This is a genomic window from Bacteroidota bacterium (assembly GCA_030706745.1).
In the GTDB taxonomy this organism is placed as follows: domain Bacteria; phylum Bacteroidota; class Ignavibacteria; order Palsa-1295; family Palsa-1295; genus PALSA-1295.
In genome coordinates this window covers 1-24076 of the sequence record JAUZNX010000008.1, presented here as the reverse complement: position 1 = coordinate 24076, position 24076 = coordinate 1, and the positions used below count along the sequence as shown (strand labels likewise).

Sequence of the window (24076 nt, the reverse complement as noted above, 5' to 3'; positions counted from 1 at the left end):
TGTCCGATCGTATCCGATCGGACAGATTCGCGTTGGGCATCAACTCACTCGTTCGTGATTGTGAATCTTGTCCAATTGGATTTCAGTCACCCCATCTGGTGCGGTCCGAATGATCGGTCCGAACTTATGACCGAATAATACCTCGTGTGCCTTGTACGAGGTCCGCGAATAGACTGTTTGCGAGAATGTGTCGTCGAATGCCTTGAGAATAATGAGAAACTCCGCATCGGCCGCGTCGAGTTGCTCCTGTGTGATACCATACAACGGACTTTCCGGCTCAATAGGATGCACCACAGTCCAACTCAAGTGGAAGAAATTCACCTTATTGCGTTCGAGTTCGAGTTGATGGAACCGCCGCACGCGCTCGCCCTTTTCTGTCACTTCGACCCATCCGAGTGTCACGATCGCTTCGACTTCGATCAGTTGATTGGATCGCTGGTTCGCGACGCGAAACATCAGTCCGGATGTCGCTTTACTCTCGGGAGCCCGATAGGGAGCCACGACGGCAGCGCCGCTATAGATGATTCGTGCAACTGGCCGCGAAAACCGGCCATAGAGTAAGCCGGTCGCCAGAGCAAATGAAAGGAGGCCCGCCATCGACTCAAGGGCCGCTACTGTGCTGGCCAAGGCACTCACCGGGGCAATTCGGCCAAAGCCAACCGTCGTGAATGTCTGAGCGCTGAAGAACACACTCTCGAAATATTGAGACATAGCGGTCCTACCATCTATGCCCGAAAGCCCACTCAGGCCGACGGCATAATACACGGCACCAAAGCCCGCATTAATCAGCACGTATGCGCCAAAGAGCCAAAGACTAAATTGCCACCATGGGATCGAGATGAGATAGTGGTAGCCGCTGAATGCCTCGAAGAAGGGCTGACCTTTGCGCCGAATATTGAATGATCCGTCGCGATTGAGCAGGCGTGCCTGCGCCTCGGCGGCCTTCGTGCCAAAGCCAAGATCCTGGAATTTTTGATGAGCCAAGACGAATGCAAGTTAGGAATGACAATTTACCAATAGTGGAATGCCATCCAGCATATTCTTAATTCCGCATGACCTCCGTTTTATCGATCCATACTGGTTTCGATTTTAGACATCCGTTGCAGTGCCGTTGGCGTGACCATTGGAGGTGCTGGTAGCCACTCGGAGCGTTTCGGCCTCAACGATGGACTCATCACCCGGCATCCCAATGAGTGCGCGGCCTTGCCTATCAACGGCCCATACGGGTTTGCCAACAAACGCTGGAATGTCCGCAGGACGTGGATGCCGATATGGAATATTCAGGATGTACTCAATCAATTTATCCTGAATGAACCGGTCGGTCGATTGGCGAGCGCATTGAATCGCGGCGAGGAGTTCGCGCACGTCTTCCCCGTCCCACGTCACAATAAAATTGCAGGCTCCGAAAGGATTGATAAACTTTTGGCCGGCCATGCGTGCCAGTGGCGTCATGCTCCGTACTTCTCGCTCCGTTTTGTGAATGAAGGAATCGCGCAAGATACTCTCTCGCGGTGCTGCTCCATTTCGCAACAAGTGCGCGGATCGCGCGCTTGCTGCATTTTGAGCGCTCGCGGCACTCCGATTGGACACAGAATCTATTCCCTCGCTAGAAAACGATTGAAAACCACCTACATTCGACCGATGCGAATCCCGTGCCCAAAACCATTCGAGTGCGGGAAGTATCGGCTAAGATGCAGGAGCGGCAGCAATTTGCGCGCCACAAATTCCATTTGGACTGACTAAACACAAATCACCTTTGCGAAAAGAAAGGCCGATGCGACAATTTGCCTGAATCCGGACTTACTGGCGAATGAATGGCCGAAAGACAGAGATTCCATTCACCCTGAGTTCACAGTAGTATGCTCCCCCTGGCAATCTGGAGATATCAGTTACGACCATATGATCCCCAGATGGCTCCGCAACATTCGTTTTCGGGGTCAGCTGTACCCTAGCAAGTAAATCGTAGAATGCGATCGTGACAAGGCCCCCGCGTTGCATCGCGTATTGGAGCATCAGAGATGAGGAAGACTGCGGCTCGATCGAGAACGTGATTCCGGAATGCTCGGCCATTTGTTCGACCGACGCAGGAATCGTTGGGACTTTGATTGCCCGGTAGCAGTAATCATAACCAAACGTCCCGTTCGATAGGAGCATTTCGAATGCCGTTGAATTGTCTGGCCGGACTTCGGTAAACGCAACAGAATCGGGTTGCACGAATCCCCAGCTAACCAACGTATTCTGATTTGGAAGGCGTTGAACGTAGCCCATTGCTTGCGAATGTATCTCCGGGGTATGATGGTACTGCCAGACAAGCCGGACGGTTCTGGCTACGGGATCCACCTCATACTCGACGGCACGGCTATTCGCATAAAAACTGCCAACTTTGCCTTCGACCGAATCAATGTCGGCGTTGTCAAAGAGAGTAATATGACCATTGGGAAGAAATCGCGCCGCATGTTGGTACGAGAACCAGATCGAATCCCCCACGAGGGTAAATTGGTTGTGCTTTCCTCCCATTCTCCACAAAATCTCCCCGGTCGGATACTTGATGAGCGTGAGTTCGCAGAGATGTCGGTTCGAGATCAGAATATTGCCCGACGCGTCAAAGTCGATAGAATTAGCATGTTGAAAGTCAATCACCTTGTCCGAGAGTCTCACCTGCTTGGTCGTGGTATCGGCATCTGCAACCTTATAGTGATCGATCCCTCGCCAGAGAAAAAGACTATGCTTGTTTGCGTCGAATACCTCGACGGTATTGCCTTCAATGTGAACCCGAGTCGTATCGGTCGATCCGGGACGAAAGTCTTTTCGGGCCATGAGTGTATCACTGACCCCAATCAGCGCATAATGTCCATCCGGGAACATGCGAAGCTCGTGGATGTCCGTCTGATACCCCGGCGAAGCTTGCAGAGAATCAATGAGGGACCACGTTGCAGTGTCCATCACATAATACTTTCCGCCGGTCACTCCACCGGCTCCGAGTGTTGGTCCGGCGCCATAGGTAAGCCGGCCATTGGGCTGCAACTGAAAGTCTAAAATATGCCAGTCTTGCTGGAAGCACGGCTGATTCCGGAGCATATTTCCATGCTCATCGAACATTACCAGGTAGCTCGTCAGCGGGCCAAGAGTCCCCTTGCCCAACGTCGAAGTATAAATTTTCCCGGGCGCCGGATTCTGATCGACCGTCACTCGAAATGGCGGCTGCGCATGAAGCACCAACGAACTGAATCCGAGCCCAACAACTGCAACGAGCAGAGAACATAAGTTTTTCATCGCTCTCCGAAACATGGCGGGGCTGAAAAATATCACTGCCCGATGCCACGCAAATCTCGCTAGAGATTGCTATGGCCGCACAAACTGGGACATTGTTGTTCCGTGTGAGGTTTCAAGTACCACGAAGAATGTCCCACCCGCCAGAGACGATAGGTCGAGCGATGCCGAATGCACTCCGACCGCTTCGAGAATATTCGACGCGAGCGACTCAACTCGACGACCAAGAACGTCATACACCGAGATCGAGCAGACAGTGGGTTCGTCCAGAGTATAATGCACGGTGGCATTAGCTCCCTCGACACCAGGTTCGATCCACATCCCAATCCCGGTCACGTTTGTCGTAGCAGCCACAGAAGCGGGTGTCACCGCCACGATGGTATCCCGTGGGAACTTGATGGCACGATATGAATAATTTCCCGGCCACATCGCGAGCTCGAACGCTGTCGAATTATCCGGACGAACCTCTGTAATTGCAACATCATTACTGCCGCCCCAGCCGATCATTGTGTTTCCATTCCGTAATCGCTCCACATAACCCATGAACATACTGTAAGTCTCGGGCAGATGGTGAAACTGCCAGACGAGGGTGGCGGTCATGTTCACAGTGTCGAGTACATATTCCAGTGCGCGGCTTTTGTTGAGAACGGTCGAACTTCCGATGACCGTGTCAAAATTACTGTTATCGAAGAGCGTCAGGTGTCCTCCGGGCAGCAGTCGCACAGCATGTTGGTACGAGAACCAAATGGAATCGCCAACGAGCGTGAATTGATTGTGCGCGCCACCAAAGCGCCACTGGATCGCTCCGGTCTCGCCATTGATTTTTGTAATTTCGCACAGGTGCCTGTTCGACAGAACAATATTACCTATCGAATCGAAATCAAACGCATTGGCATGTTCGTAGTCAATATTCGCCGAAGTCAGTCTTTCGTGGATTGCATCGGCGACCGAAAAATGATCGTACCCGCGCCAGTTGAAAATAAGATTACGGTCCGCATCGAAGATCTGAATATTGTTCGACGTCACGAGAGCATCGCTGTTACCACCGGTGACATTCCGACTCATATCGACATCCACAAGCTCGTCACTAATCAGTGCGTAGCTTCCATCTGGGAATACTCGCAATTCATGCGGGTCCCCGGAATAGCCAGTCGCAACCCGGAAGGTGTCCGTGATATTCCAGGCCGTATCCATGCCATAGAACTGCCCATCTCCAAAATCGTAGTACGTTCGAAGTCCCGTCGGCTGGACCTTAAAGTCTGCCGCATAATCATTGTGCATCTCCCGACTGTGTTTGAGCACACCATGCTCGTCTGCAACCATGAGGAAGTCATCATTTGGCAGATGAGCGATCCCAAAATTTGCGAAATAGATATCGCCCGGTGTGGCGCCATTATCAACTGTGATGTACATGATCGGCAGAGTGTCCGCCACGACCGTATCCGCATCGAGCGTCCGAGCCGGTGCATGCATCGCTTGCTCGGCCTTCACGCTCGCTAGTTCGCCATCGTAGGGTGTTGCATGAGAAGCCGCGTAACCCTTCGTCGTGAAGGAAAAGGTATCACTAACAAGGCTGCCCCCCAGGAGCCGTGTGGCATATGACACCGTGACAGTTTCGCTGTAATCGAACGGGACATTCGGATGGAGAAGAAGCATTCGACCATTCATTGCATAGCGGGGCGCCAGTGTGTGAATACCGGAGCGGGTGCCGACTGCACTGAAGTGCGCTCCATCGAACGAGCGATCGAATGCGCCGCGCGCACGAAGCCCGATTTCCGTTTCTCGCACCATTTGCTCCGCTCCGGGAAGCGGATATTGATAGACGATTCCTGACCGCGTATGACTGGTTAGGGATCCTGCGACGACATGACCTGCCGAGAAAAAAGACAATACGAACGTGCACGCAAGCAGCGCCTGCGCCGTGCGGAGTCGAACCATTGGAGTGATGTTAAATTGTGCCGGGCTGACCGAATAGTCAGTGAACGAAGCTAAGGCATCGTATAGGATTTACGATGGCTCTAAAGGTTTAACACCAAATTCTTCATGACATAACAATCATGCGTGGAAAAACAAGAATCCGAATCCTCTTCCCGCTCAAACTCAGGCAAACTCCGGCTGCGTCTCGACCGAGGTAGCTGGCTCATACTCCTCGATCGATGGGCACGTGCAGATCAAAGTGCGATCGCCATATGCATTATTGACGCGTCCTGTCGCCGGCCAGAATTTGTTCGCGCGCAAGCTCTTAACCGGATATGCGGCCTTCTCGCGTGTATATGGATGCTGCCAGTTATCACTTATCACCGACTCCGCAGTGTGGGGAGAATTCTTCAGAACGTTGTCGGTCTTATCGGCCTTGCCAGTTGCGATTTCTTCGATCTCATTATGAACTGCGATCATCGCTTCGCAGAACCGGTCGAGTTCTTCCAGGGGCTCGCTTTCGGTTGGCTCAACCATCAGCGTACCTGCGACGGGAAACGAAAGCGTCGGCGCATGGAAGCCATAATCCATCAGGCGTTTGGCAATGTCTTCGACTTCGACGCCCAGCGCCTTGAAGCCGCGCATATCGAGGATCATCTCATGAGCGACGCGGCCATGAGTGCCTTTATACAGGACAGGGAATTTCTCTTGCAGTCGCGACTGAATGTAATTCGCATTCAGGATCGCGTACTTTGTTGCATTGGTGAGTCCATCCGCTCCCATCATCGCGATGTAAGCATAGGAGATCAGCAAAATGCTCGCACTGCCCCACGGAGCGGAGGCAACCGCACCGATCGCCTGCTCGCTGCCGATCGGGATAACAGAATGTCCCGGCAGGAACGCCGCGAGATGCTTGGCAACACCAATCGGTCCCACACCCGGCCCGCCGCCGCCATGCGGAATGCAGAAGGTCTTATGCAGATTCAAATGGCAGACGTCCGCGCCAATGGCCGCCGGACTCGTAAGTCCGACCTGTGCATTCATGTTGGCGCCGTCCATATAAACCTGTCCACCGGCGGCGTGTATGATCTCGCAAATTTCCTTGATCGCTTCTTCAAAAACGCCGTGCGTTGATGGGTAGGTCACCATGAACGCCCCTAAATTCGCGCGGTTCTCATCAACTTTCTTTCGTAAATCATCAAGATCGATGTTCCCGTTGGCATCGGTCTTAATCACAACCACCCGCATGCCTGCCATGACCGCACTTGCAGGATTCGTACCGTGCGCCGAAGCCGGAATCAAGACGACATCGCGATGCGATTCGCCTCGGCTCTTGTGGTACGCGCGAATAACGAGCAATCCGGTGTACTCCCCTTGCGCGCCAGCGTTCGGCTGAAGCGAAATCGCCGCAAAGCCGGTGATCGTGCGCAGCATCGATTCAAGTTCGGTAAATACTTCCTGATAACCAGCGGTCTGATCGAGCGGCGCGAATGGGTGCATCTCACCAAAACCTGGCAATGTGACCGGAATCATCTCGGCAGTTGCATTCAACTTCATCGTACAGCTTCCGAGTGGAATCATCCCATGCGCGAGCGAGAAGTCCTTGTTCTCGAGCAGCTTCAGGTACCGGAGCATCTCGGTCTCCGAGTGATGCCGGTTGAAAGTCGGATGCGTGAGATAGCTCGAGGTGCGTGCAAATGCCACGGGATACGTCGCATCGATCTTCCCCGCCAACGTGGAGACGTTGAGTGACTTGCCATTCTTGGAAGCCGCGCGTTGGAAGACGCCAAGGATATGCTTTACATCTTCGACCGTCGTGGTTTCATCCAGAGAAATGCCAATGGCATGATTCTCGAAATATCGGAAGTTCAGTTGTGCCGCGAGTGCTTCGCGACGAATCGCTCCGAACGTTGCTTCATTATTGATTTCGATTGAAAGCGTATCGAAGTATTGCGATCCGTTCCGCGTAAGACCGATCTCTTTCAAACCATCCGCGAGCAACGTCGTCATGGCGTGCACTCGCTCGGCAATAGCCCGGAGGCCCTTCGGTCCATGATAGACGGCGTACATCGCCGCCATATTTGCCAGCAGCGCCTGGGCCGTGCAAATGTTGCTGGTCGCTTTATCGCGGCGGATGTGTTGCTCGCGCGTTTGAAGCGCCATCCGATAGGCTGGATTGCCCTGCGCATCGATGGAAAGACCAATGATCCGACCCGGCATCGACCGCTTGAATTCATCGCGCGTCGCGAAGAAGCCGGCGTGCGGACCACCATAGCCCATCGGCACGCCGAAACGCTGTGCAGAGCCAACTGCCACGTCCGCTCCGAACTCGCCCGGCGGTGTGAGCAGACAAAGACTGAGCAGATCGCATGCAACTGTTACCAACGCACCATGGTGATGCGCTGCTTCGCAGAATGCGCGGTAATCGCGGACTTCCCCATCGCTGGCTGGATACTGGAGGACGGCACCGAAGATGCCATCATGCCACTCAAGCATATTGTAATCGCCGACCAATACTTCAATACCGAGCGCGTCGGCGCGCGTTTGAAGGACATCGAGCGATTGCGGAAAGATATTTTGATCGGCAAAGATGATCTTTGCGTCGCTCGATCCTTTTTGGTGAACCGCATGCATCAAGTGCATCGCCTCGGCGACAGCCGTGCCTTCATCCAACAGCGAAGCGTTCGCAATTTCAAGCCCCGTGAGATCGACAATCATCGTCTGAAAATTCAGCAATGACTCCAGCCGGCCTTGTGCGATTTCGGCCTGATACGGCGTGTATTGCGTGTACCAACCTGGATTCTCGAGCACATTTCGAAGGATCACAGGAGGCGTGACCGTATTGTAATAGCCCATACCGATATAGGACTTAAGAATCTTATTCTTCGCTGCGAGTCCGGAAGCATGTACAAGAAACTCCGACTCGGTCATCGCCGGCTTGAGATCCATCGGCTTGGAGAGCCGGATGGATTTCGGCACGGTCTGATCGATTAATTCATCGAGCGATTCCGCTCCAACGGTCTCAAGCATCCGCTCGAGATCATGCTGATCGGGACCAATGTGACGGTTCTCAAAACGCTCGAAGTTGGTTAGAACAGGATTCATGTTCGGTGCTGTGTGCTAAGTGCTGAGTTCCATGGGATGAGGAAGTCCCAAATTCGGCTCCCTTTACGTAAAAGAGGGGCAAAAAGTTTTGGCAGGAATACTATTCTAAAATCGCACACTCATCGCAAGGCCTGCACCACCAGATTGGTAGGTCGGCATGAGTGTGGTCTCATCGAGCAGTTTGTCGATCGTGCTCTGGCCGACGTCCTTCTTTTTCGAATTGTCGATGACCGAAACATCTTTGCTTGGGTCCGGCGAAATGAGATTTCCGAAACCGATGCCAAGCGCGATGGCAAGCGGATAATCGCTCCACCAGTGGATGCTCTGCGCCACAAGCCCAACGGCCAGCCCTGCGCATGCAGCATATCCCACTGGCCTGATCCAGGACTGTTCGGGATAATTATTCGCAATTACGGTGAGCGTCGCGAGCGCCGTTGTCAGATGACCTGATGGAAATGCATCATAAAAGGAGGTATGATGTAGGTAATCGATTTGATTCGGAAAAAACTGCCACTTGCCTGTGGGATTCGTCGAAATATCGATGGGGCTTTCGCGGCCCGTGGTGTGCTTAAGTAGTTGCACGACTGCACCCGAAGCCAGAATCACTTCGCAGACCTGCTCGGCGGTTCGCATCGCGCGGGCATCGCCGGCGATCAAACCATAACCCGCGAACGCTCCAGCAAGACCGAACTGGAATTTACCGTCACCCATATCGACAAAGAGATCCGAGGCAGACTGAAACGTCTTGTTGCGCTCATACTCCTTCTTGAACGGCGTCCAAAGTTGATTGTCATAGATGACCATCGCCGCCGTGGAAACCGCAATGAGGCTGATCTGCGGCCAGTATTTCAGTTTGACGTTCTGGACAGCCCAGTCCCGCTCATCCGAAGGCAGGTTGGTAATAATCTCGTAGATATGCGGCGCTTCGCGGCGGTCGGTGCCAGTCGAGGGCGCGGGTAGTGATGGTTGTGTTGCGACCGTGGAGGCTGAATCCAACCGCGTCGAATCCCCGCCGCCATGGGCAAACGCGGAACCGGAAACTACAAAGAGCGAGATAAAAAAGGCTGAAATGAGTTGCACGAAGACCTAAACAATCTGTGAAGCGGCTTTGCTCCGCTCGGCGGCAGAACGAGCACTCAAAACTGAAGTTCGAGCGGCTTACTTTCTTCCCAATAATCGTAACTCACCTGCTGGAACGGCGCGGGCGCGGAAAGCTGACCGACGAAATGGCGCAGGAGTTGGACGAAACCATCGCCGTATCCATCCTCTATGAAGACATATCGGCCATTATCCGGCTCGGAGTTCTCCTGCTCGACATGTTCATTGCTATTGCGATCTTGCATGAAGACCCACAGCTCGGTCCCACCAGCGGGAGAATAGACCATCGTATCGTTAATATGGCTAGAAATAAATACCTTGGCTCGACTCTCCGGTGCTGTGATCCGAAATGGAATGACGGGTATCGAAAAAGATGCCGTGAGGGTATCTTTGCCTCTCAGGCGCCGGAAAGTAATGAGGTAGATGCCGGAGTCAACGATTTGGTAAATATCGCCTCCCCAATAGTGTAACGTGTCGGCATAGTAACGCAGACCGTAACTTCCGGTGTTGGTCGTATAGGTCAGAGTATCCCCGACCTGATGCGACATTGGATGACCCGCCGAGTCAATGTTGATCTGGACCCAGAGCCCATATGCCGGACTTGTCGTGTGAAATCGGACGCTCATCGCGGAGAAGTAGGTGCTTCCAGCCCCATTTCCGGAGCCATTGGAGCCGCTGGAATTCGGTGAAGAACTGCTGCTGCAACCGGCGCCTTGCAGCACGCCAATGGTTAGCATTAAAGCGAGGAATATCCTGGATGGAACAGAACGAGATGGGCTCATCGGGATCGAAGATTGCGTAAAAGTGGCACGGCATGAGCGCAGTATCTAGCGATTTTGTTCCGACGCTATTTCGCTGGTGTGTAACACACGAGCGCATCAGCGCAGGCAAGCCTCCCATTTGCGCCCAAGACGAATCCCCGGTCTAGCATTGTTGCATCCGCCGCGCTGAGAAGCACAACCGGCCGCGGACCTCGCATGTCCTTGCAGAGATAGGAAGTTACACAATATGCCGAGTCGATTTGCACACCGGCCGCGCAGAGAGCGGGAAGCAGCGAATCCATGCTCACAAGCTGCGTAAAATATGTGTAACTCCGTGCAGAATCCAGCTGTGCATCCGAGAACGGTTTGTTCATGTGATTGTGGATTGTATCCGCGACGAAGCGGCAGGTCGGCGCAGGATCGCCGGGACCAACACTCCGGCACGCCGTGATCGCACAACAAAGCAAACAGCACATAACAACATTTTTCATAGTAAGCCTCTAGCACAAGAACACTTGAGAGGACCCGAAGTTACAATCCTCCACGGGCTCGATTTCTTATCCCTCACGATCACATGATCGTTGCGACTCGCGACGGGTATGCATTTGTAGCTCGGACGCAATCCAACGATGGTGACGAGAGCGGCTATCGTCTACTTCTGTATGGGGGCACAGAGAAGAGCATGGAGGTGCTTGATTATATTTCCCATCTTTATTCATAATTCATCGAAACAATGCGATGCCGGAGGTATCGAACCTCGTTATACTAGGTGGAAGGGGGTCTCTTCGAAATATGAAATATGAAGTATGAAATATGAATTTGGGTGCCGGCGCTTTGCCCATTGACAATTAATTGGCTGGGGGAATGTGTTCATTAAATGACTACTCAAAGGAGAGAAATCCTTCATGAATAGGATCCGAGCATAGGGCGAATACGGCTCAGAAGCGGCACTGATTATGAATATGAAATTCAAAAAACAAAATCTTCTTTCTAATGGACCTGCCCCTCCCCGTCGAGGCATGGAATTCCAGTAACCATAAGCCATGACTCCCGACCCAGCTAAGATACCGGTAACAATCCACACGGACCACACCGCGCTGGCCCGAGCCGTGGCCGAGCGCATCGCCGCAATCGTCCGGGCAAAGCCGGACGCCGTGCTTGGCCTTCCGACCGGTTCGACACCGAAAGGCATCTACCGCGAACTCATCGCGCTTCACAACGCCGGACTGGACCTTTCGCGAGTCCGCACATTCAATCTGGATGAGTACTTCCCTATCGCGCCCGATGCATTGCAGAGCTACCATCGGTTCATGCAGCAAAATTTTTTCCGTCATGTGAATATCGCCCCGGAGAATATTCATATCCCACGCGGCGATTTGGCGCGTGAGGACGTCGCTGGTTACTGCGCGGAGTACGATCGAACGATCGCGGAATACGGTGGTCTGGATTTCGTGCTCCTCGGCATTGGCCGTTCGGGACATATTGGTTTCAACGAACCGGGCACGCCCGAGACGTCGCGGACCCGGCTCATACTGATCCATCCCTTTACGCGTCGTGATGCCGCGGCAGATTTCTTCGGCGAGAATAATGTGCCCCGTGAAGCGATCACGATGGGCATTGCGACGATTCTCTCATCACGGGAGATAATCCTGGCCGCCTTGGGTGAGAATAAGTCTGGGATTGTCTGCCGCGCGGTCGAAGGTCCACGGACAACAGAGTTGCCAGCATCGCTTTTGCAGAGCCATCCGCACGCGGCGTTTCATCTCGACCGCGATGCCGCCGCCGATTTGACACGCGTGAAGACACCATGGCTCGTCCAGCAGTACTTCGAGTTCACGCAGCAGTCCGAAGTGCTTCGCGCGATTATCTGGCTGGCGGAGAAGCTTGACAAACCGATCGTCGAGCTTTCGAGTGATGACTATATTGGGCATGGACTTGCCTCCCTTGTGATGGAGGAGACCGCGGATGCGCTCAATCGGAAATCTGCCAACACGCTTGCCAAAAAGGTCCACGACCGGGACCATCTGCCGAAGGGCGAACGGATCATCGTCTTTAGTCCGCATCCGGATGACGATGTAATCTCAGCGGGTGGCATGTTCCGCAAGCTCGTCGAGAACGGCAATGACGTGTTCGTCGCATATCAGACGAGCGGCAACATTGCGGTCTTCGATCATGATGTCTTGCGCTATCTCGATTTTATTGGGAAGTATTTGGATGCGATGCAGATCGACTCCGCCGCGCACGAAGCAACGCGCCAAAAGATCGAGCACTTCCTCGAGACCAAAGCCCCGGGCGAAGTCGATCTTCCCGAAGTAGCATACGTCAAGCAATTCATCCGCGAAGCTGAAGCTGTCAGCGCCGCGATGCATGTTGGGCTCGAGCGCGAGCATTGCATCTTTATGAATCTTCCGTTTTACCAGACCGGCGCAATTGAAAAAGCGCCGCCCGGAGAAGCCGACGTTGAACAAACGGTGAAGCTTTTGATGACGATGAAGCCGACCCGAATCCTCGCCGCTGGCGATTTGTCCGATCCCCATGGGACGCACCGTGTATGCCTGTGGATTATCCAGGAGGCATTGAAGCGGATTCCGAACAAGCCAATCGTTTGGCTTTATCGGGGCGCCTGGCAAGAGTGGCCACTGGATGAGGCCGATGTGCTCGTGCCCATGAGCGAGAACGAACTGGCGCTGAAGCTCGAAGCGATCTTCAAGCATCAATCGCAAAAAGATCGAGCTATGTTTCCGGGTCCGGACGAACGAGAATTCTGGCAGCGGGTCCACGACCGAAACACTGCGACAGCGCGACGATTCTATCGTTTGGGGCTGCCATATTATCATGCGATGGAGGCATATGTAGAGTCGAACCGCTAAGACCAAATTCTGGATTTTGCAGGATGCGAAACTTTATGTATTATATTTACACTATCCAATATGTCCGCCTCCCGGGAGTCGCGATTTTTCATAAAAAATTATCTCAAAAGGCTTGCATTTGGGTTTGGAATTGATTAATTTAGAAGAAACCGACCAGCAAAACGCAATTAGGCGAAACCAAGCCGAAACGGGAGGCTGTTAGGAGAGCATGCTGCAATGAGTGAACCTTAACCGGACATTCATGGTATTGACAACTGAATTTGAGCCAACGCCGTGGGCACATTCGTGTGCCGGCGGTTTGAAGCTGCCAACGAGTTGCCCCAACTGACCATTGGGGCATATTGAACGAGAGGGGCGCTTCGGAGGTCTCGTAGTGTTTCACAAAAGGGAGGACCAAGTTCTCTCACCACATACGATGACGCCGAAGCGCTTTTTTTTTATGGCAACTAAAATTGTTGGCCCAAATGAGACGAACGAGATTTCGCTGAACTAAGCGGCAGCGGAGCAAGTTATACGGCGCGCTTATCCTGAATCCCGATTGGTTTAAGACTCAGGATTGAGCAATTACTTCGGGGCGTGGCTCAGCCTGGTAGAGCACCTGGTTCGGGACCAGGGGGTCGGAGGTTCGAATCCTCTCGCCCCGACACTAGATAATGATGAAGGAGGAATTACGAGTAATGCGATTCGTAATCTCCTAATTCATCATGCACCATTCATCATTGCCATTTGATGGACAAAGTCAAGCTGGCTCTCGCCGGGTGTGGTAACGTTGCTCAGGTCGTGCATTTGCCGATCCTGCAAAAGATGACCGACGTGGAAATCATGGCTGTCGTCGATCCCGATCGTCGCAAGGCGAAGGCTATCGCGGAGCGCTTTGGAATCGCGGCCTCATTTACGAGTCTCAGCGATCTCCTTTCCTCTCCCCTTGCCGCTGAAATTCACGCCATTGACATTTGTACCCCGACCGACACCCATCGTCCATTAGCAATTGAAGCGATCCAGGCGGGCAAAGACGTATTGATCGAAAAGCCCATCGCTCGTACGGCCAAGGAAGCTCGCGACATAGTCGAATGTGCCCGTAAGTACGATCGTAAAGTCATGGTCGGGATGAACTCCCGCTTCCGTCCCGACGTGATTATGCTCAAAACCTTCATCGAGAAGAACGAGCTTGGAAAGATCTTTTACATTAAGAGCGGCTGGCTAAAGCAGCAATCGGGCGTTCAGGCGTGGCAGCAACAGCAGGCAAAATCTGGCGGCGGCGTGATCCTCGACTTGGGGATAGTCATGCTCGATATGGCGCTTTGGGTACTGAACTACCCTTCAGTCCTCACTGTCTCCGCCGAGACCTATAAGCAATACACGAAGAATGTCGAGGATTCGGCGGCTCTCTTCGCGCGCCTCGAGGGCGGTATTACCTTCACGACGGAAGTAAGCTGGACGTTCCAGCGAGAAGGCGATTTCTTTTACTGCAATGTCTTTGGCGATGACGGTGCTGCCTTCATCAATCCACTCAAGGTAATGAAGCGGGTTCACGGGAGTTCGATCAATCTGACACCCGCGAAGGCCCAAACGCCAGTAAGCCTGTACAAGAAGTCCTACGAAAATGAGCTTAGGCATTTCATCAACTCCGTCAAGGGTATTGTGCCCCTTGTCTCAACGGCGGAAGAAGCTTCGCGCCGCATGACGGTGGTTGAAGCGATCTACCAATCGGCTGCCAAACGCAAGGAAATCGCGCTCAAAAAAAGCTAGAGCTACCGCGATTCCAGCCTCGCGCGGTCGATTCCGGTCGTGTCGCCGACGATGAACCAATTGAAATTTCGCAAATACTTCTGAGCGACATGAGCCAGTTGTTCTGGTGTCACATGGGAGAGCTTCTCGTAAGAGAAGAATGCGTCGCGCCAATCGCCGGTCAGGAGTTTGGCTTGACCGAGTAGAACAGCCTGATTCGCTGTTGTTTCAGCTTTAAGATAATTGCGTGTAGCCCATCCTGCTACCCCCTCTCGGATTGCCGACTCACGAATTAGATTGTTCTGGAAAAAATCCACATCGCTATATATGATCTTGACAGCACTATCGACGAATGGCGTCTGAAGTTCGATCATTCCGATGGAGCTCCGCTGCTGCTTGTCGTCTACATTCGGCGCGTAGGCGAGGTTATGCTGGACGCGAATATGATTGAAGACGAATCCTCCAAAGAAATTGCGTAACCGAAGATACGGATAATAATCCGAATCCCCTTCGGTTGGTACATGAAAATAGGCAAGCACATAATTGGTCGGAAGTTTCCGATTAAAGGAGAAAAGATAGGCTCCGGGTCGCGATGCCCGAGCGGGCGGATCGAGCGGAGCAAGTGCCTGCGCTGCAGTATATGTACCTTCCGGAAGTTTACCCAAAGTGGAATGGACTTTCTCTGTAAGTTCTTCCCGCGAAATGTTGCCAACTACAGAGAGAAGGAAGCGTGATTTCACCATGATCGACTTGAAATGGCGCTCAATTAACGGTAGAGTCACCTGATTGACATCATCAACAGTGGGTACGCGACCATACGGGTGACCCGCAAAATAAATCGAATCGGCTTCATGGCGGGAGTATGAATCGGGATCGCTAGAGACCGAACTCAAACCCAATAGCGTCGCATGCATGAAGTTCTCAAATTCGGTTGCATCGAATGCGGGCCGGGTTGCAACATCCGTGAAATATTTCCAGGATGTATCAAAATTCTCGCGAGTACACGTCAGACTGAGAGCGGAATAGTCATTGCCGGCTGCCCCGGAAATGAATGTCTGCATTTGAGTCATTCGTCGTCGAAAATACGACTTTGAAGTTCGTTCGCTGCCACTTGCTGTGGCGATAGCCACGGCAAAGGATTCTGTCATGATTGGCTCACTTGCGGGCGATAGGACTGAGCCGCCCCGAACAAAGAGGATTGCACTGACAACGGGTACCGATACAGACTGCCGCATCAGAATGTGGATGCCATCTACGTCAAATTCCTGCACATCGTTGACGATGTTCGAACTGTTTGCAAGCGATGATGAGGATGAGGAATGGGATGCCGCGCATGATGCTATGGCGATGGTCGCCAGGAATACGTAGCAGTATCGGAGTAAATTCTTCATCGTTGACCGATTCCGATTCCAGTTTCGCAATTCGAAAGTTCCTCTTCTCATGGCTGCTTCATATTAGGGAATACGAGCTTTCCCAGGGTCGGGCCGATCTTTTCAAAGCCTTCTTTATTCATAGCGACTCCCAGCACAAACGGCTTCCCTTTTATGTAGCGATGAATGTAATCGGCTATATCCTTCCGAGTAACCTTACTCAGGTCATCGAGATAATGTCCGTAATAATCGAGACCGGCAGCGGCCCACCAGAATGCCAGATCATGCGTGAATTCGCTCAGTTGCTCGCTTCGATACAAGGTCTGCGTTCGCAGCACATTTTTTGCGGTTTCCAGTTCTTCGTCAGTAAAATAATTGGTGTCGTCGAACATATCAACCTGCCGCCAGAATGTTTTCATCGCTTCCTCCAGCCGATCTGGAGTCGTAACAATGTCTGGCCGAATCGGGCCAATGTAGCGCTGGGTAAAATACCAGAAGTTGACACTCTGCGCGAGTCCACTTTCTTCAAGCGATTTCGTAAATGGATGCTCGGGCTGCTTGATGATCTCGCTAAATACATCGCCAACATAGGTCCCCTTGTCATCGAGTCCGATGGAGGGCCCATGCCAGCGGACAAACACAACTGCGCGCGGCTCATCAATTGTATCAAGCACAAGAACCGGCCCCTTGAGAGGTGGTGCACGAACTGGTGGATTAGCAATAAACGGATCCGGACCACTTTGCCAGCGGTCGAAGTATTTCGGCACTAGTTTGCGAATCTGCTCGGTATTCACATCGCCAGAAACGATGAGTAATGAGTTGTTCGGAATATAATACCGGTTCTTAATCGTCAGCATCTTTTCCCGAGTAGCCGACTTGATCGTTGGCCGCTCGCCGAGGGGCTCCTTTCTCGAGAGATACCCGTCCCAGAGAGCAGAATCCACCTTGCGTCCAAACTTGAAGAGCGGCAAGGCCTCATTGCGGTCAAACTCACCTAGCACGATCTCCTGCTGTTTGTGCAGTTCATCAGGCTTGAAAAGTGGAGAGGTGATCGCCGTTGCCATGAAGTCGAGCCCAGGCTCAAGATTTTGTTTCGGCAGTGTGAAATAATACTCTACGAGTTCTTCTTCGGTCCTTCCATTATATACGATTCCAAGATCATCCACCCGACCGAGGAAGTCATCCTCTGTTGTGTCACGCGCGTTCGAGGTAAAGAACATGTGCTCGTACAGATGCGAGAGCCCATTGTATTCTGGTGGCTCTGTAAACGAGCCGTTCTTGACGCTGATTTCGATTGTCACGATGGGCGTCAGGTGGTTCTCTACAACCAGGACCTCTAGGCCATTACTGAGTTTGAACCTCGTCCAGGGTGGAAGCTGGGCATAGGTCACGCCCGGAATTATGGAAATGGCAACCCAAAAGATTGCGATACGAAGAAAGAACTTCATTCTGAAATAATTACGACGGAAGTGCGTGGTGAGTCGCAAAGCAAGCATTTAATGGCTTTCTACGCGTGAAAAGTTCACCAACCTCGTAAGCACTTCATTCTCGAGCTTGGTTGCATCACTGCCGGGAGCCGTAAAATTGTTCAGCAGGATCGAGAATGCTATTGGCTCACCATCGCGTGTAGTAAGGTAACCTGAAATCGAGCGAACACCTGTCATCGAACCGGTCTTTGCGTGAACATTACCTGCGGCAGGCGTGCCTTTTAATTGGTTCTTGAGGGTACCATCGACGCCCATAATTGGCAACGAGTTGTAAAATGGCTCCTTTAGTTTCGGATCTTTCCACACCACCATGAGAAGTTTTATTATTGCATCTGTCGTCACAAAATCCATCCGCGAGAGACCCGATCCATCTGTGAATTGAAGGTTCATCGTATCGATGCCAATGGATGCCAAATATTTCCGCATGACCTCAATGCCTCGCATCCAGCTTCCTTCACCACCCTTAACCTTGGCGACGGTGCGGAAGAGGCACTCGGCGTAGAGGTTGTCGGATTCTTTGTTCATGTGCTGAATGATGCTGGTAAGTGGAGGACTCTGATGAGTCGCTAAGACTTTTTGGTGGATCGCACGTTGATGGAAACCTCTGTAATTCGGACACATTCCCATTAACAATTTTACCGCGTACGTTTCGGGATTATCGATCGATGTTTCTTCATCTATCTCGGTGTCGCCGAGAGGAATGCTTCCCGTCACGACAATTGTATCAGTCCCGATCTTGCGCCCAGCATCAATAGTCACCGTCGATGAAGGCGAACCAGTCGTCGCTTTGTTTAGGATGACTCCATAAGGGTATGGGGTTCGCTTCCAACTTACGATTGCAGCACTGCCTAAGCTAAGGCCCGGAAAGATGGCAAGTGTAACCTTATTTTCATTGGCAATCAACGCTGAGACAGGGGTTGCATAGTAATATGGCAAATCATCAATTTGCCAACCTGTCGGATAGTACTCGGGTGTAAAGAAGGAATTGTCTGCAATAAATGAACCTGTCATTTGATAGATTTCATGTGCATTGAGAGTATCGTCCCAACTATCTTCCGTGTCGATCGGAGAGAGAGATGTTGGGTCGCCCACGCCTCGAAAAATCAGATCGCCATATAGCGTATGCCTCTTGATCTTTCCATTCGTCAGCATCTCGGTCTTATATCGATACTCCGGACCCAGCAGCGCCAGTGCTTCGGCTGCGGTGAAGAGTTTCATGTTCGAAGCCGGCAAGAGGCTCTTCGTATCGTTCAGCCTGTAAAGAAAGTCGCCGGACTTGAGCGATTGAATAGAAACGCCGAATGTCGCATTTGAGAAGCGTGAAGTGTGAAACAGACTGTCTAATTCACGAACCAGCTGATCGGTCGCAGTCTGGGCACTCAACTCCGTTGACAAAAGCAGCGATGAAATCAAACCAAGGGCTCTGAGGACACGATTAATGCGCCCGTACCCTGAGTTCAAAGACGCAGCTACGAAATCCCGAACCGGAATCAATCGCTTCATTGTTGCGAAATAAATATCATTTCTTGTCTAGATTCCTATGCCTAACGAACTATCACCAGCACCCATCGCGGTATCGAACTCTGCCGAGCAGGACTTTTTCCCGATCCGCGCGATCGATCACTTGGAGTTTGTCGTCGGTAATGCCAAACAATCGGCGTACTATTATCGCTCGGCTTTTGGTTTTAAGCTGACCGCATATGCTGGCCTTGAGACAGGCGTTCGCGATCGTGCCAGCTATGTCCTCGAACAAGGTAAAATCCGTTTTGTTCTGACGACGCCATTATTGCCGGAGCATCCGTACCAGGACCACCTTGCAATGCATGGTGATGGCGTGCGCGATATTTCACTGGAAGTTGATGATGTTGAGCGCGCATACAGTGAAACGACCAAGCGTGGCGCCGTTGGCATTCAGGAGCCGCGGGAGGTATCAGATGAAAATGGTACGTACAGGACTGCTGCGATCAAAACATACGGGGATACCCTCCACAGCTTCGTCGATCGCAAGAATTATCGTGGTTTTGCACCGGGATACCGGGCAATTGCCTCGGAGGATACCATCGCTCGACCAACCGGGCTTGCGGCCGTCGATCACGTCGTTGGGAATGTCGGCTGGAATCAAATGAACGATTGGGTTAAGTGGTATGAGGATGTAATGGGGTTCCATCTTTTCGTTTCGTTCGATGATAAAGATATTTCCACGGAATACTCTGCGCTGATGTCCAAGGTCGTTGCCTCGGGCTCCGAAAAGATCAAATTTCCAATTAATGAGCCTGCGACCGGTCGAAAGAAATCGCAGATTGAGGAATACGTCGAGTGGTATCGCGGACCCGGCGTGCAGCATATTGCCCTCGCGACAGGAAATATCATTGAAGCGGTTTCGAAATTGTCCGCGCAAGGGGTTGATTTTCTTCGCGTCCCAAGTAGCTATTATCGAGAGCTGCAAGACCGCGTTGGTAAAATCAATGAGCCGGTTGAACAGCTTGAAGCACTCGGTATCCTTGTCGATCGGGATGACGATGGCTACATGCTGCAAATCTTTACCAAGCCCGCTCAAGACCGTCCGACGGTCTTCTTCGAGATCATTCAGCGGCGAGGTGCGCGGTCATTTGGCAAAGGCAATTTCAAGGCACTGTTCGAATCCATCGAACGAGAGCAGGAATTGCGAGGTAATCTTTGAGGATGACGGCAAAGCAGCAAATCATTGCGATGATCGAGACGCTTCCCGAAGACTGGAGTGTCGAGGATATCGAGTTCTATGTATATATGCGCAAACGCATCCAGCATTCCGTGAATGACTTGCGCGAGCGTCACATGGTCTCGCATCCAGAATTACAGCGCCAGATCTTAGCATGGAAAATGCGGCTGCTCGGGACAAAATAGACTGCCCCGAGCGCGCATTGGTGGATGTCCGCGCGCTTCCTTCTCTCGAACTGTTGTATGAGTGCTTTGGCATCCTTAGCCTTGCCAAATTTAAGCTGGAATGTATTCCGAATGAAGATCATGATCCTAAGAGGGTTTGAGAAGACTACTAATGTCCGCACAAATATACTCATTTTGAGCCTGAATGTCAATTCGACAAATTTTTCATCCCATCTCGTGAACTCTTGTTAACCTGATTGCTGTACTCAACAGTGAGTTGATTGCTGGAAGCAATACTTCTGGCACTTTTTAGCAATGTTCCAAACGCCGAGGTCTGCCTGAGTTGCTGGTCCCGGATGGACACAAAGCGCAAAGCGCGCCATCCGCTGCCGGGGGGCACAGCAAAAACACCGTCATTACGTGGCACCACCCTTGCAAGAGCAAGGGTGTAGTGTATCTATACATTTCAAAATGTCAAACCAATTCCTCCGCCTCTTCGCGTAGTGCGACCGGATCAACTTGCGCATTCGCCGCTGTCGGAGCAACGAATCGCTCGATGTGCTGCCGTAGTGTCGCAAGGTCGAGGAAATGCTTCCCGACGGCATTGCGCAGCTCGCGAGCTACTGTGTCTTGCGTCGATGCAACAATGACGCGCTTGCCATAACTGCGTAGCAGCTCGACCGCACGTTCGAAATCACCATCGCCAGTCACTAATACCGCAGTGTCATACTGCGAACTAGTGGTGAATAGATCGATCGCAAGCTCAAGATCGAGATTCGCTTTGCGGGTCAACTCTCCCGAAGCCTCGTCTCGAAAATACTTAATGGACTTAACGCGCACGGTATACCCGGCGTGATTCAGATAACCATAGAACCGCTGCTCGCGAGCATCCGGAGGCATCTTTTGCGAGGCATACCAGAAGGCATCGCCGATCGTCGAGCCTTGTGTGAAGTAATCGAGCAACTTCCGCGGATCGAAAAACCAACCAAGCGAACGCTGGGCATAATAGGCATTCTCACCATCGACAAACAAAGAAATACGATTGCGCTCGTGGCCGTTGGTAAAGGGATTTTGGACTTCCATAATAGTATCGAAATATTTATTTGACGGTATGTTAAGAGCTATTCTCGATTCTCAAATATTATAATACTTGGTCATACAACGAAAAATGACAATCTCATAAATCCCGCAATTCCTGCAAAATCATCAGCCGATCGAACATGATCAGACTAACCGCTTCCCTGTATCACGATCGAACAGATGCAGCGCGGCTGCCGGAAACCCGAGCGTGATCGCGTCGCCCAGCTTTAGCCGCTCCAGTGATTCTCGTTGCGATTGACTTGCACTTGCGACCAGCGTGCCGCCGGCAGCTCCGGGCCAGTCAATGTAGTAATGCGTAACACTTCCAATTGGCTCGATCAAGATCAGCTTGCCAGTGGCAGTTGCTGTGTCCGATCCTTCCATACTCTCGATTATTGTCTGTTCCGGACGAATTCCAAGCTGAACATTACGGGACTCCGTTATCTTCGAAAGCGGAATTCGCAGTTTATTTGCACCCTCATGCTCGACAAAAAATGATTGCCCTGCTTCAGTCACGATCCCGCCAGAGATGAGGTTCATCGCCGGCGACCCCAAAAACCGCGCCACGAAGGCCGTGGCAGGACGCTCATATATTTCCGATGGACTTCCGAATTGCTCCAACTCACCCTTATTCATCACGGCGATCTGGTCCCCCATCGTCATCGCCTCAACTTGATCGTGAGTGACATACAGCATCGTCGCACCTAACCGGCGCTGAATGCGCTTCAGCTCAGCGCGCATCTGTGTGCGGAGCGCCGCGTCAAGATTCGATAGTGGCTCATCGAACAAAAATACTTTTGGACGCCGAACAATCGCGCGTCCAACGGCCACGCGCTGCCGCTCGCCGCCGGAGAGCACCTTTGGCTTCTTATTCAAGTGCCGATCGATGCCGAGCAATTTCGCGGCTTCTTCGACTTGACGCTTGATCTCCGGCTTCGCCACCTTCCGCATCTTGAGTGGGAAGGCCATGTTTTCGAAGACCGTCATGTGCGGATAGAGCGCATAATTCTGGAAGACCATCGCAACGTCGCGGTCTTTCGGTTCGCGGTCGTTCATCCGCGCGCCATCGATAAAGAGATCGCCACTCGTGATCTCCTCTAATCCAGCGACCATCCGGAGTGTCGTCGTTTTGCCGCAACCCGATGGACCGACAAGCACGACGAACTCGCCATCACGCGCCGTAAACGTCACGCCGCGAACGGCATGCGCGTCGTTATCGTACCGCTTCTCCAGGTTCTTGAGTTGGACTTCTGCCATAATTTATTTCGCGTTTCCAACAGTCATGCCTTCGGAACAGGTTCAACTGCGAGATCGGAGTCTCAATGGGTGTCATTGCGCGCAGGCCGAAGGCCGACGGCGCGGTCCCGCGTGCGAAGTCCGATTGACTTCGTGCGCGGGATTGCTTCTTCGCGCTCCGCGCTCATCGCAATGACGTCGATTTCCTGCCCCTCTTCAGAAATATTTTGATCATCACAGAAGCCCGGCGCGAGCATTTGTGCTTCATGAATAGTGGCCCGTTCTGGCTGGTTTCGAGGTTTCCGACTGCGGATCAGGTGTTCGAACGGGTCCGCAAGTCGCACAACCGAGGCCGCCTGACCGCTGATAAGTCCTAGCGATCCCCGACCCGGCAATCCCGATTCCAAATCGCTTCGCATCTCATGCGAGAATAGGATTACCGTCAGTGAGAGCGACTCCTGCAACTCGAGTATCTCGCGTGCCATCCGCCACTTGCCATTCCGGTTCAGCGGCGCATACTCGAACGAGTTGATGATGACGACAGGATTCTCTTCTACTGTTTCCCTCTCCCCTTGTGGGGAGAGGACAGGGTGATGGGTTTCCTCGCAGCGGAGCGCGCGCTGAGGGGTGTTGATCGCTGACGAAAGCTTCTCCGCATCCCACTGACCCAATGGTACATCGAACAGATGCAAGTTTGGCAGAACGGGTTGTGGTAGCAAGGCCAGTGCCGCAGCTTTCGCGGCATCCAATGCAGCTCTTGCCGATGCGCGCTCGGCATCACGCTTCGCGAGGAATTCCTCCTCGACTCGCTTCGACTCTTCCTTGTTCAGCAAAGTCCATGCGCCACCGCTGCTCTGTTCCCACTGCTCCCAGGGACGCTCGGCGCGCGGTCCCGGTGGACGCCAGCCCGGATAAAACGCGTCCTTGTTCGTCAATGGCGCTTCCTCTACTTCCGGCTCTGCGTCCGGTTTCGGACCGGTCGTATAGTCCGGCGCTGGCTCCGGCATCGAAGCATTCGCAAGCGCCTCGCGGAAGGCATCTTTCATCAGCGCGATGCCGGCGTAAGTGTTGACGTACCAGACATCCCGCTGCGGGTTCTCGCGAGCGATGGTGAGCGCCATCTCGGCGCCGATGCGAACGTTGGCGCGAACGTCCCGTGAGAGGATCATCGTAATCGACTCGCTCGGCACGTCGATCTTGCCTTTCAGTCCTTCATAGTGATAGAGCGACCGGACAGGCGGCGGATCGGCCAGCCCAAACAACCGCTCGATCGATAGCTCCCGATGGATTCG

Annotated in this window: 18 protein-coding genes and 1 tRNA gene; 5 read left to right on the top strand and 14 right to left on the bottom strand. The window is 52.6% G+C overall.

Translation table 11 applies throughout. The features are described from left to right. Positions 1-39: 39 nt before the first annotated feature. From Q8902_10220 to Q8902_10185, 8 genes are all read right to left on the bottom strand, one after another. Entirely contained in the window at positions 40-984 is a 945-nt protein-coding gene (locus Q8902_10220; GenBank protein MDP4199930.1) for an ion channel, read from the bottom strand. Between the two features lie 105 nt (positions 985-1089). After that, a complete protein-coding gene (locus Q8902_10215) occupies positions 1090-1590 on the bottom strand; it encodes a hypothetical protein (GenBank protein ID MDP4199929.1) in 501 nt (166 codons plus the stop codon). 210 nt (positions 1591-1800) lie between these two features. Further along, positions 1801-3273 carry an aryl-sulfate sulfotransferase gene (locus Q8902_10210; protein MDP4199928.1) on the bottom strand — a complete coding sequence of 491 codons (1473 nt, stop codon included), beginning with the start codon at positions 3271-3273 and terminating at the stop codon, positions 1801-1803. Positions 3274-3342: 69 nt separating this feature from the next. Beyond that, positions 3343-5208: an aryl-sulfate sulfotransferase gene (locus tag Q8902_10205; GenBank protein MDP4199927.1), complete on the bottom strand. Its 1866-nt coding sequence runs from the start codon at positions 5206-5208 to the stop codon at positions 3343-3345. Between the two features lie 162 nt (positions 5209-5370). Continuing rightward, positions 5371-8292: an aminomethyl-transferring glycine dehydrogenase gene (gcvP, locus tag Q8902_10200; protein MDP4199926.1), complete on the bottom strand. Its 2922-nt coding sequence runs from the start codon at positions 8290-8292 to the stop codon at positions 5371-5373. 105 nt (positions 8293-8397) lie between these two features. Continuing rightward, a complete protein-coding gene (locus Q8902_10195; protein MDP4199925.1) occupies positions 8398-9372 on the bottom strand; it encodes a phosphatase PAP2 family protein in 975 nt (324 codons plus the stop codon). A gap of 56 nt (positions 9373-9428) precedes the next feature. Further along, positions 9429-10127, bottom strand: coding sequence for a hypothetical protein (locus Q8902_10190; protein ID MDP4199924.1), 699 nt, complete (start codon positions 10125-10127; stop codon positions 9429-9431). Between the two features lie 110 nt (positions 10128-10237). Next, the gene (locus Q8902_10185; protein ID MDP4199923.1) at positions 10238-10642 is read right to left on the bottom strand and encodes a hypothetical protein; all 405 of its coding nucleotides are present in this window, start codon (positions 10640-10642) and stop codon (positions 10238-10240) included. A gap of 552 nt (positions 10643-11194) precedes the next feature. Between Q8902_10185 and Q8902_10180 the strand changes: the two genes are divergently transcribed. The 3 genes from Q8902_10180 to Q8902_10170 all read left to right on the top strand — a co-directional run bounded on the left by Q8902_10180 (position 11195) and on the right by Q8902_10170 (position 14770). After that, positions 11195-13021 carry a 6-phosphogluconolactonase gene (locus Q8902_10180; protein MDP4199922.1) on the top strand — a complete coding sequence of 609 codons (1827 nt, stop codon included), beginning with the start codon at positions 11195-11197 and terminating at the stop codon, positions 13019-13021. Between the two features lie 570 nt (positions 13022-13591). Then, a tRNA-Pro gene (locus Q8902_10175) sits at positions 13592-13665 on the top strand. An 85-nt stretch (positions 13666-13750) separates the two neighbouring features. After that, entirely contained in the window at positions 13751-14770 is a 1020-nt protein-coding gene (locus tag Q8902_10170; GenBank protein ID MDP4199921.1) for a Gfo/Idh/MocA family oxidoreductase, read from the top strand. A 2-nt stretch (positions 14771-14772) separates the two neighbouring features. Here the strand turns inward: Q8902_10170 and Q8902_10165 are convergent, their stop codons facing one another. The 3 genes from Q8902_10165 to dacB are packed head-to-tail and all read right to left on the bottom strand — an operon-like array spanning position 14773 to position 19109. Continuing rightward, entirely contained in the window at positions 14773-16140 is a 1368-nt protein-coding gene (locus Q8902_10165; protein ID MDP4199920.1) for an insulinase family protein, read from the bottom strand. Between the two features lie 47 nt (positions 16141-16187). After that, positions 16188-17567, bottom strand: coding sequence for a pitrilysin family protein (locus Q8902_10160; GenBank protein MDP4199919.1), 1380 nt, complete (start codon positions 17565-17567; stop codon positions 16188-16190). A gap of 48 nt (positions 17568-17615) precedes the next feature. Then, positions 17616-19109, bottom strand: coding sequence for a D-alanyl-D-alanine carboxypeptidase/D-alanyl-D-alanine-endopeptidase (dacB, locus tag Q8902_10155; protein ID MDP4199918.1), 1494 nt, complete (start codon positions 19107-19109; stop codon positions 17616-17618). 37 nt (positions 19110-19146) lie between these two features. On the opposite strand from dacB, the gene hppD reads away from it, so the two are divergent. Together hppD and Q8902_10145 are read left to right on the top strand one after the other, a co-directional pair. After that, positions 19147-20286 (top strand): 4-hydroxyphenylpyruvate dioxygenase, encoded by a 1140-nt coding sequence (hppD, locus tag Q8902_10150; protein ID MDP4199917.1) that lies wholly within the window; start codon positions 19147-19149, stop codon positions 20284-20286. Positions 20287-20288: 2 nt separating this feature from the next. After that, complete coding sequence (locus Q8902_10145; GenBank protein MDP4199916.1) at positions 20289-20489, top strand: hypothetical protein; 201 nt, start codon at positions 20289-20291, stop codon at positions 20487-20489. 453 nt (positions 20490-20942) lie between these two features. Here Q8902_10145 and Q8902_10140 read toward each other — a convergent pair whose 3' ends face one another. From Q8902_10140 to Q8902_10130, 3 genes are all read right to left on the bottom strand, one after another. Then, entirely contained in the window at positions 20943-21551 is a 609-nt protein-coding gene (locus Q8902_10140; protein ID MDP4199915.1) for an NYN domain-containing protein, read from the bottom strand. 141 nt (positions 21552-21692) lie between these two features. Continuing rightward, complete coding sequence (gene ugpC / locus Q8902_10135; protein MDP4199914.1) at positions 21693-22805, bottom strand: sn-glycerol-3-phosphate ABC transporter ATP-binding protein UgpC; 1113 nt, start codon at positions 22803-22805, stop codon at positions 21693-21695. 62 nt (positions 22806-22867) lie between these two features. After that, the coding region (locus tag Q8902_10130) for a hypothetical protein (GenBank protein MDP4199913.1) at positions 22868-24076 on the bottom strand (1209 nt) is incomplete at its 5' end.

Coding starts and splice junctions, on each gene's coding strand:
- Q8902_10210 (MDP4199928.1), bottom strand. CDS start 3,273: ATGAAAAACTTATGTTCTCTGCTCGTTGCAGTTGTTGGGCTCGGATTC.
- Q8902_10205 (MDP4199927.1), bottom strand. CDS start 5,208: ATGGTTCGACTCCGCACGGCGCAGGCGCTGCTTGCGTGCACGTTCGTA.
- gcvP (MDP4199926.1), bottom strand. CDS start 8,292: ATGAATCCTGTTCTAACCAACTTCGAGCGTTTTGAGAACCGTCACATT.
- Q8902_10190 (MDP4199924.1), bottom strand. CDS start 10,127: ATGCTAACCATTGGCGTGCTGCAAGGCGCCGGTTGCAGCAGCAGTTCT.
- Q8902_10185 (MDP4199923.1), bottom strand. CDS start 10,642: ATGAAAAATGTTGTTATGTGCTGTTTGCTTTGTTGTGCGATCACGGCG.
- Q8902_10180 (MDP4199922.1), top strand. CDS start 11,195: ATGACTCCCGACCCAGCTAAGATACCGGTAACAATCCACACGGACCAC.
- Q8902_10170 (MDP4199921.1), top strand. CDS start 13,751: ATGGACAAAGTCAAGCTGGCTCTCGCCGGGTGTGGTAACGTTGCTCAG.
- Q8902_10165 (MDP4199920.1), bottom strand. CDS start 16,140: ATGAAGAATTTACTCCGATACTGCTACGTATTCCTGGCGACCATCGCC.
- Q8902_10160 (MDP4199919.1), bottom strand. CDS start 17,567: ATGAAGTTCTTTCTTCGTATCGCAATCTTTTGGGTTGCCATTTCCATA.
- dacB (MDP4199918.1), bottom strand. CDS start 19,109: ATGAAGCGATTGATTCCGGTTCGGGATTTCGTAGCTGCGTCTTTGAAC.
- hppD (MDP4199917.1), top strand. CDS start 19,147: ATGCCTAACGAACTATCACCAGCACCCATCGCGGTATCGAACTCTGCC.
- Q8902_10145 (MDP4199916.1), top strand. CDS start 20,289: ATGACGGCAAAGCAGCAAATCATTGCGATGATCGAGACGCTTCCCGAA.
- Q8902_10140 (MDP4199915.1), bottom strand. CDS start 21,551: ATGGAAGTCCAAAATCCCTTTACCAACGGCCACGAGCGCAATCGTATT.
- ugpC (MDP4199914.1), bottom strand. CDS start 22,805: ATGGCAGAAGTCCAACTCAAGAACCTGGAGAAGCGGTACGATAACGAC.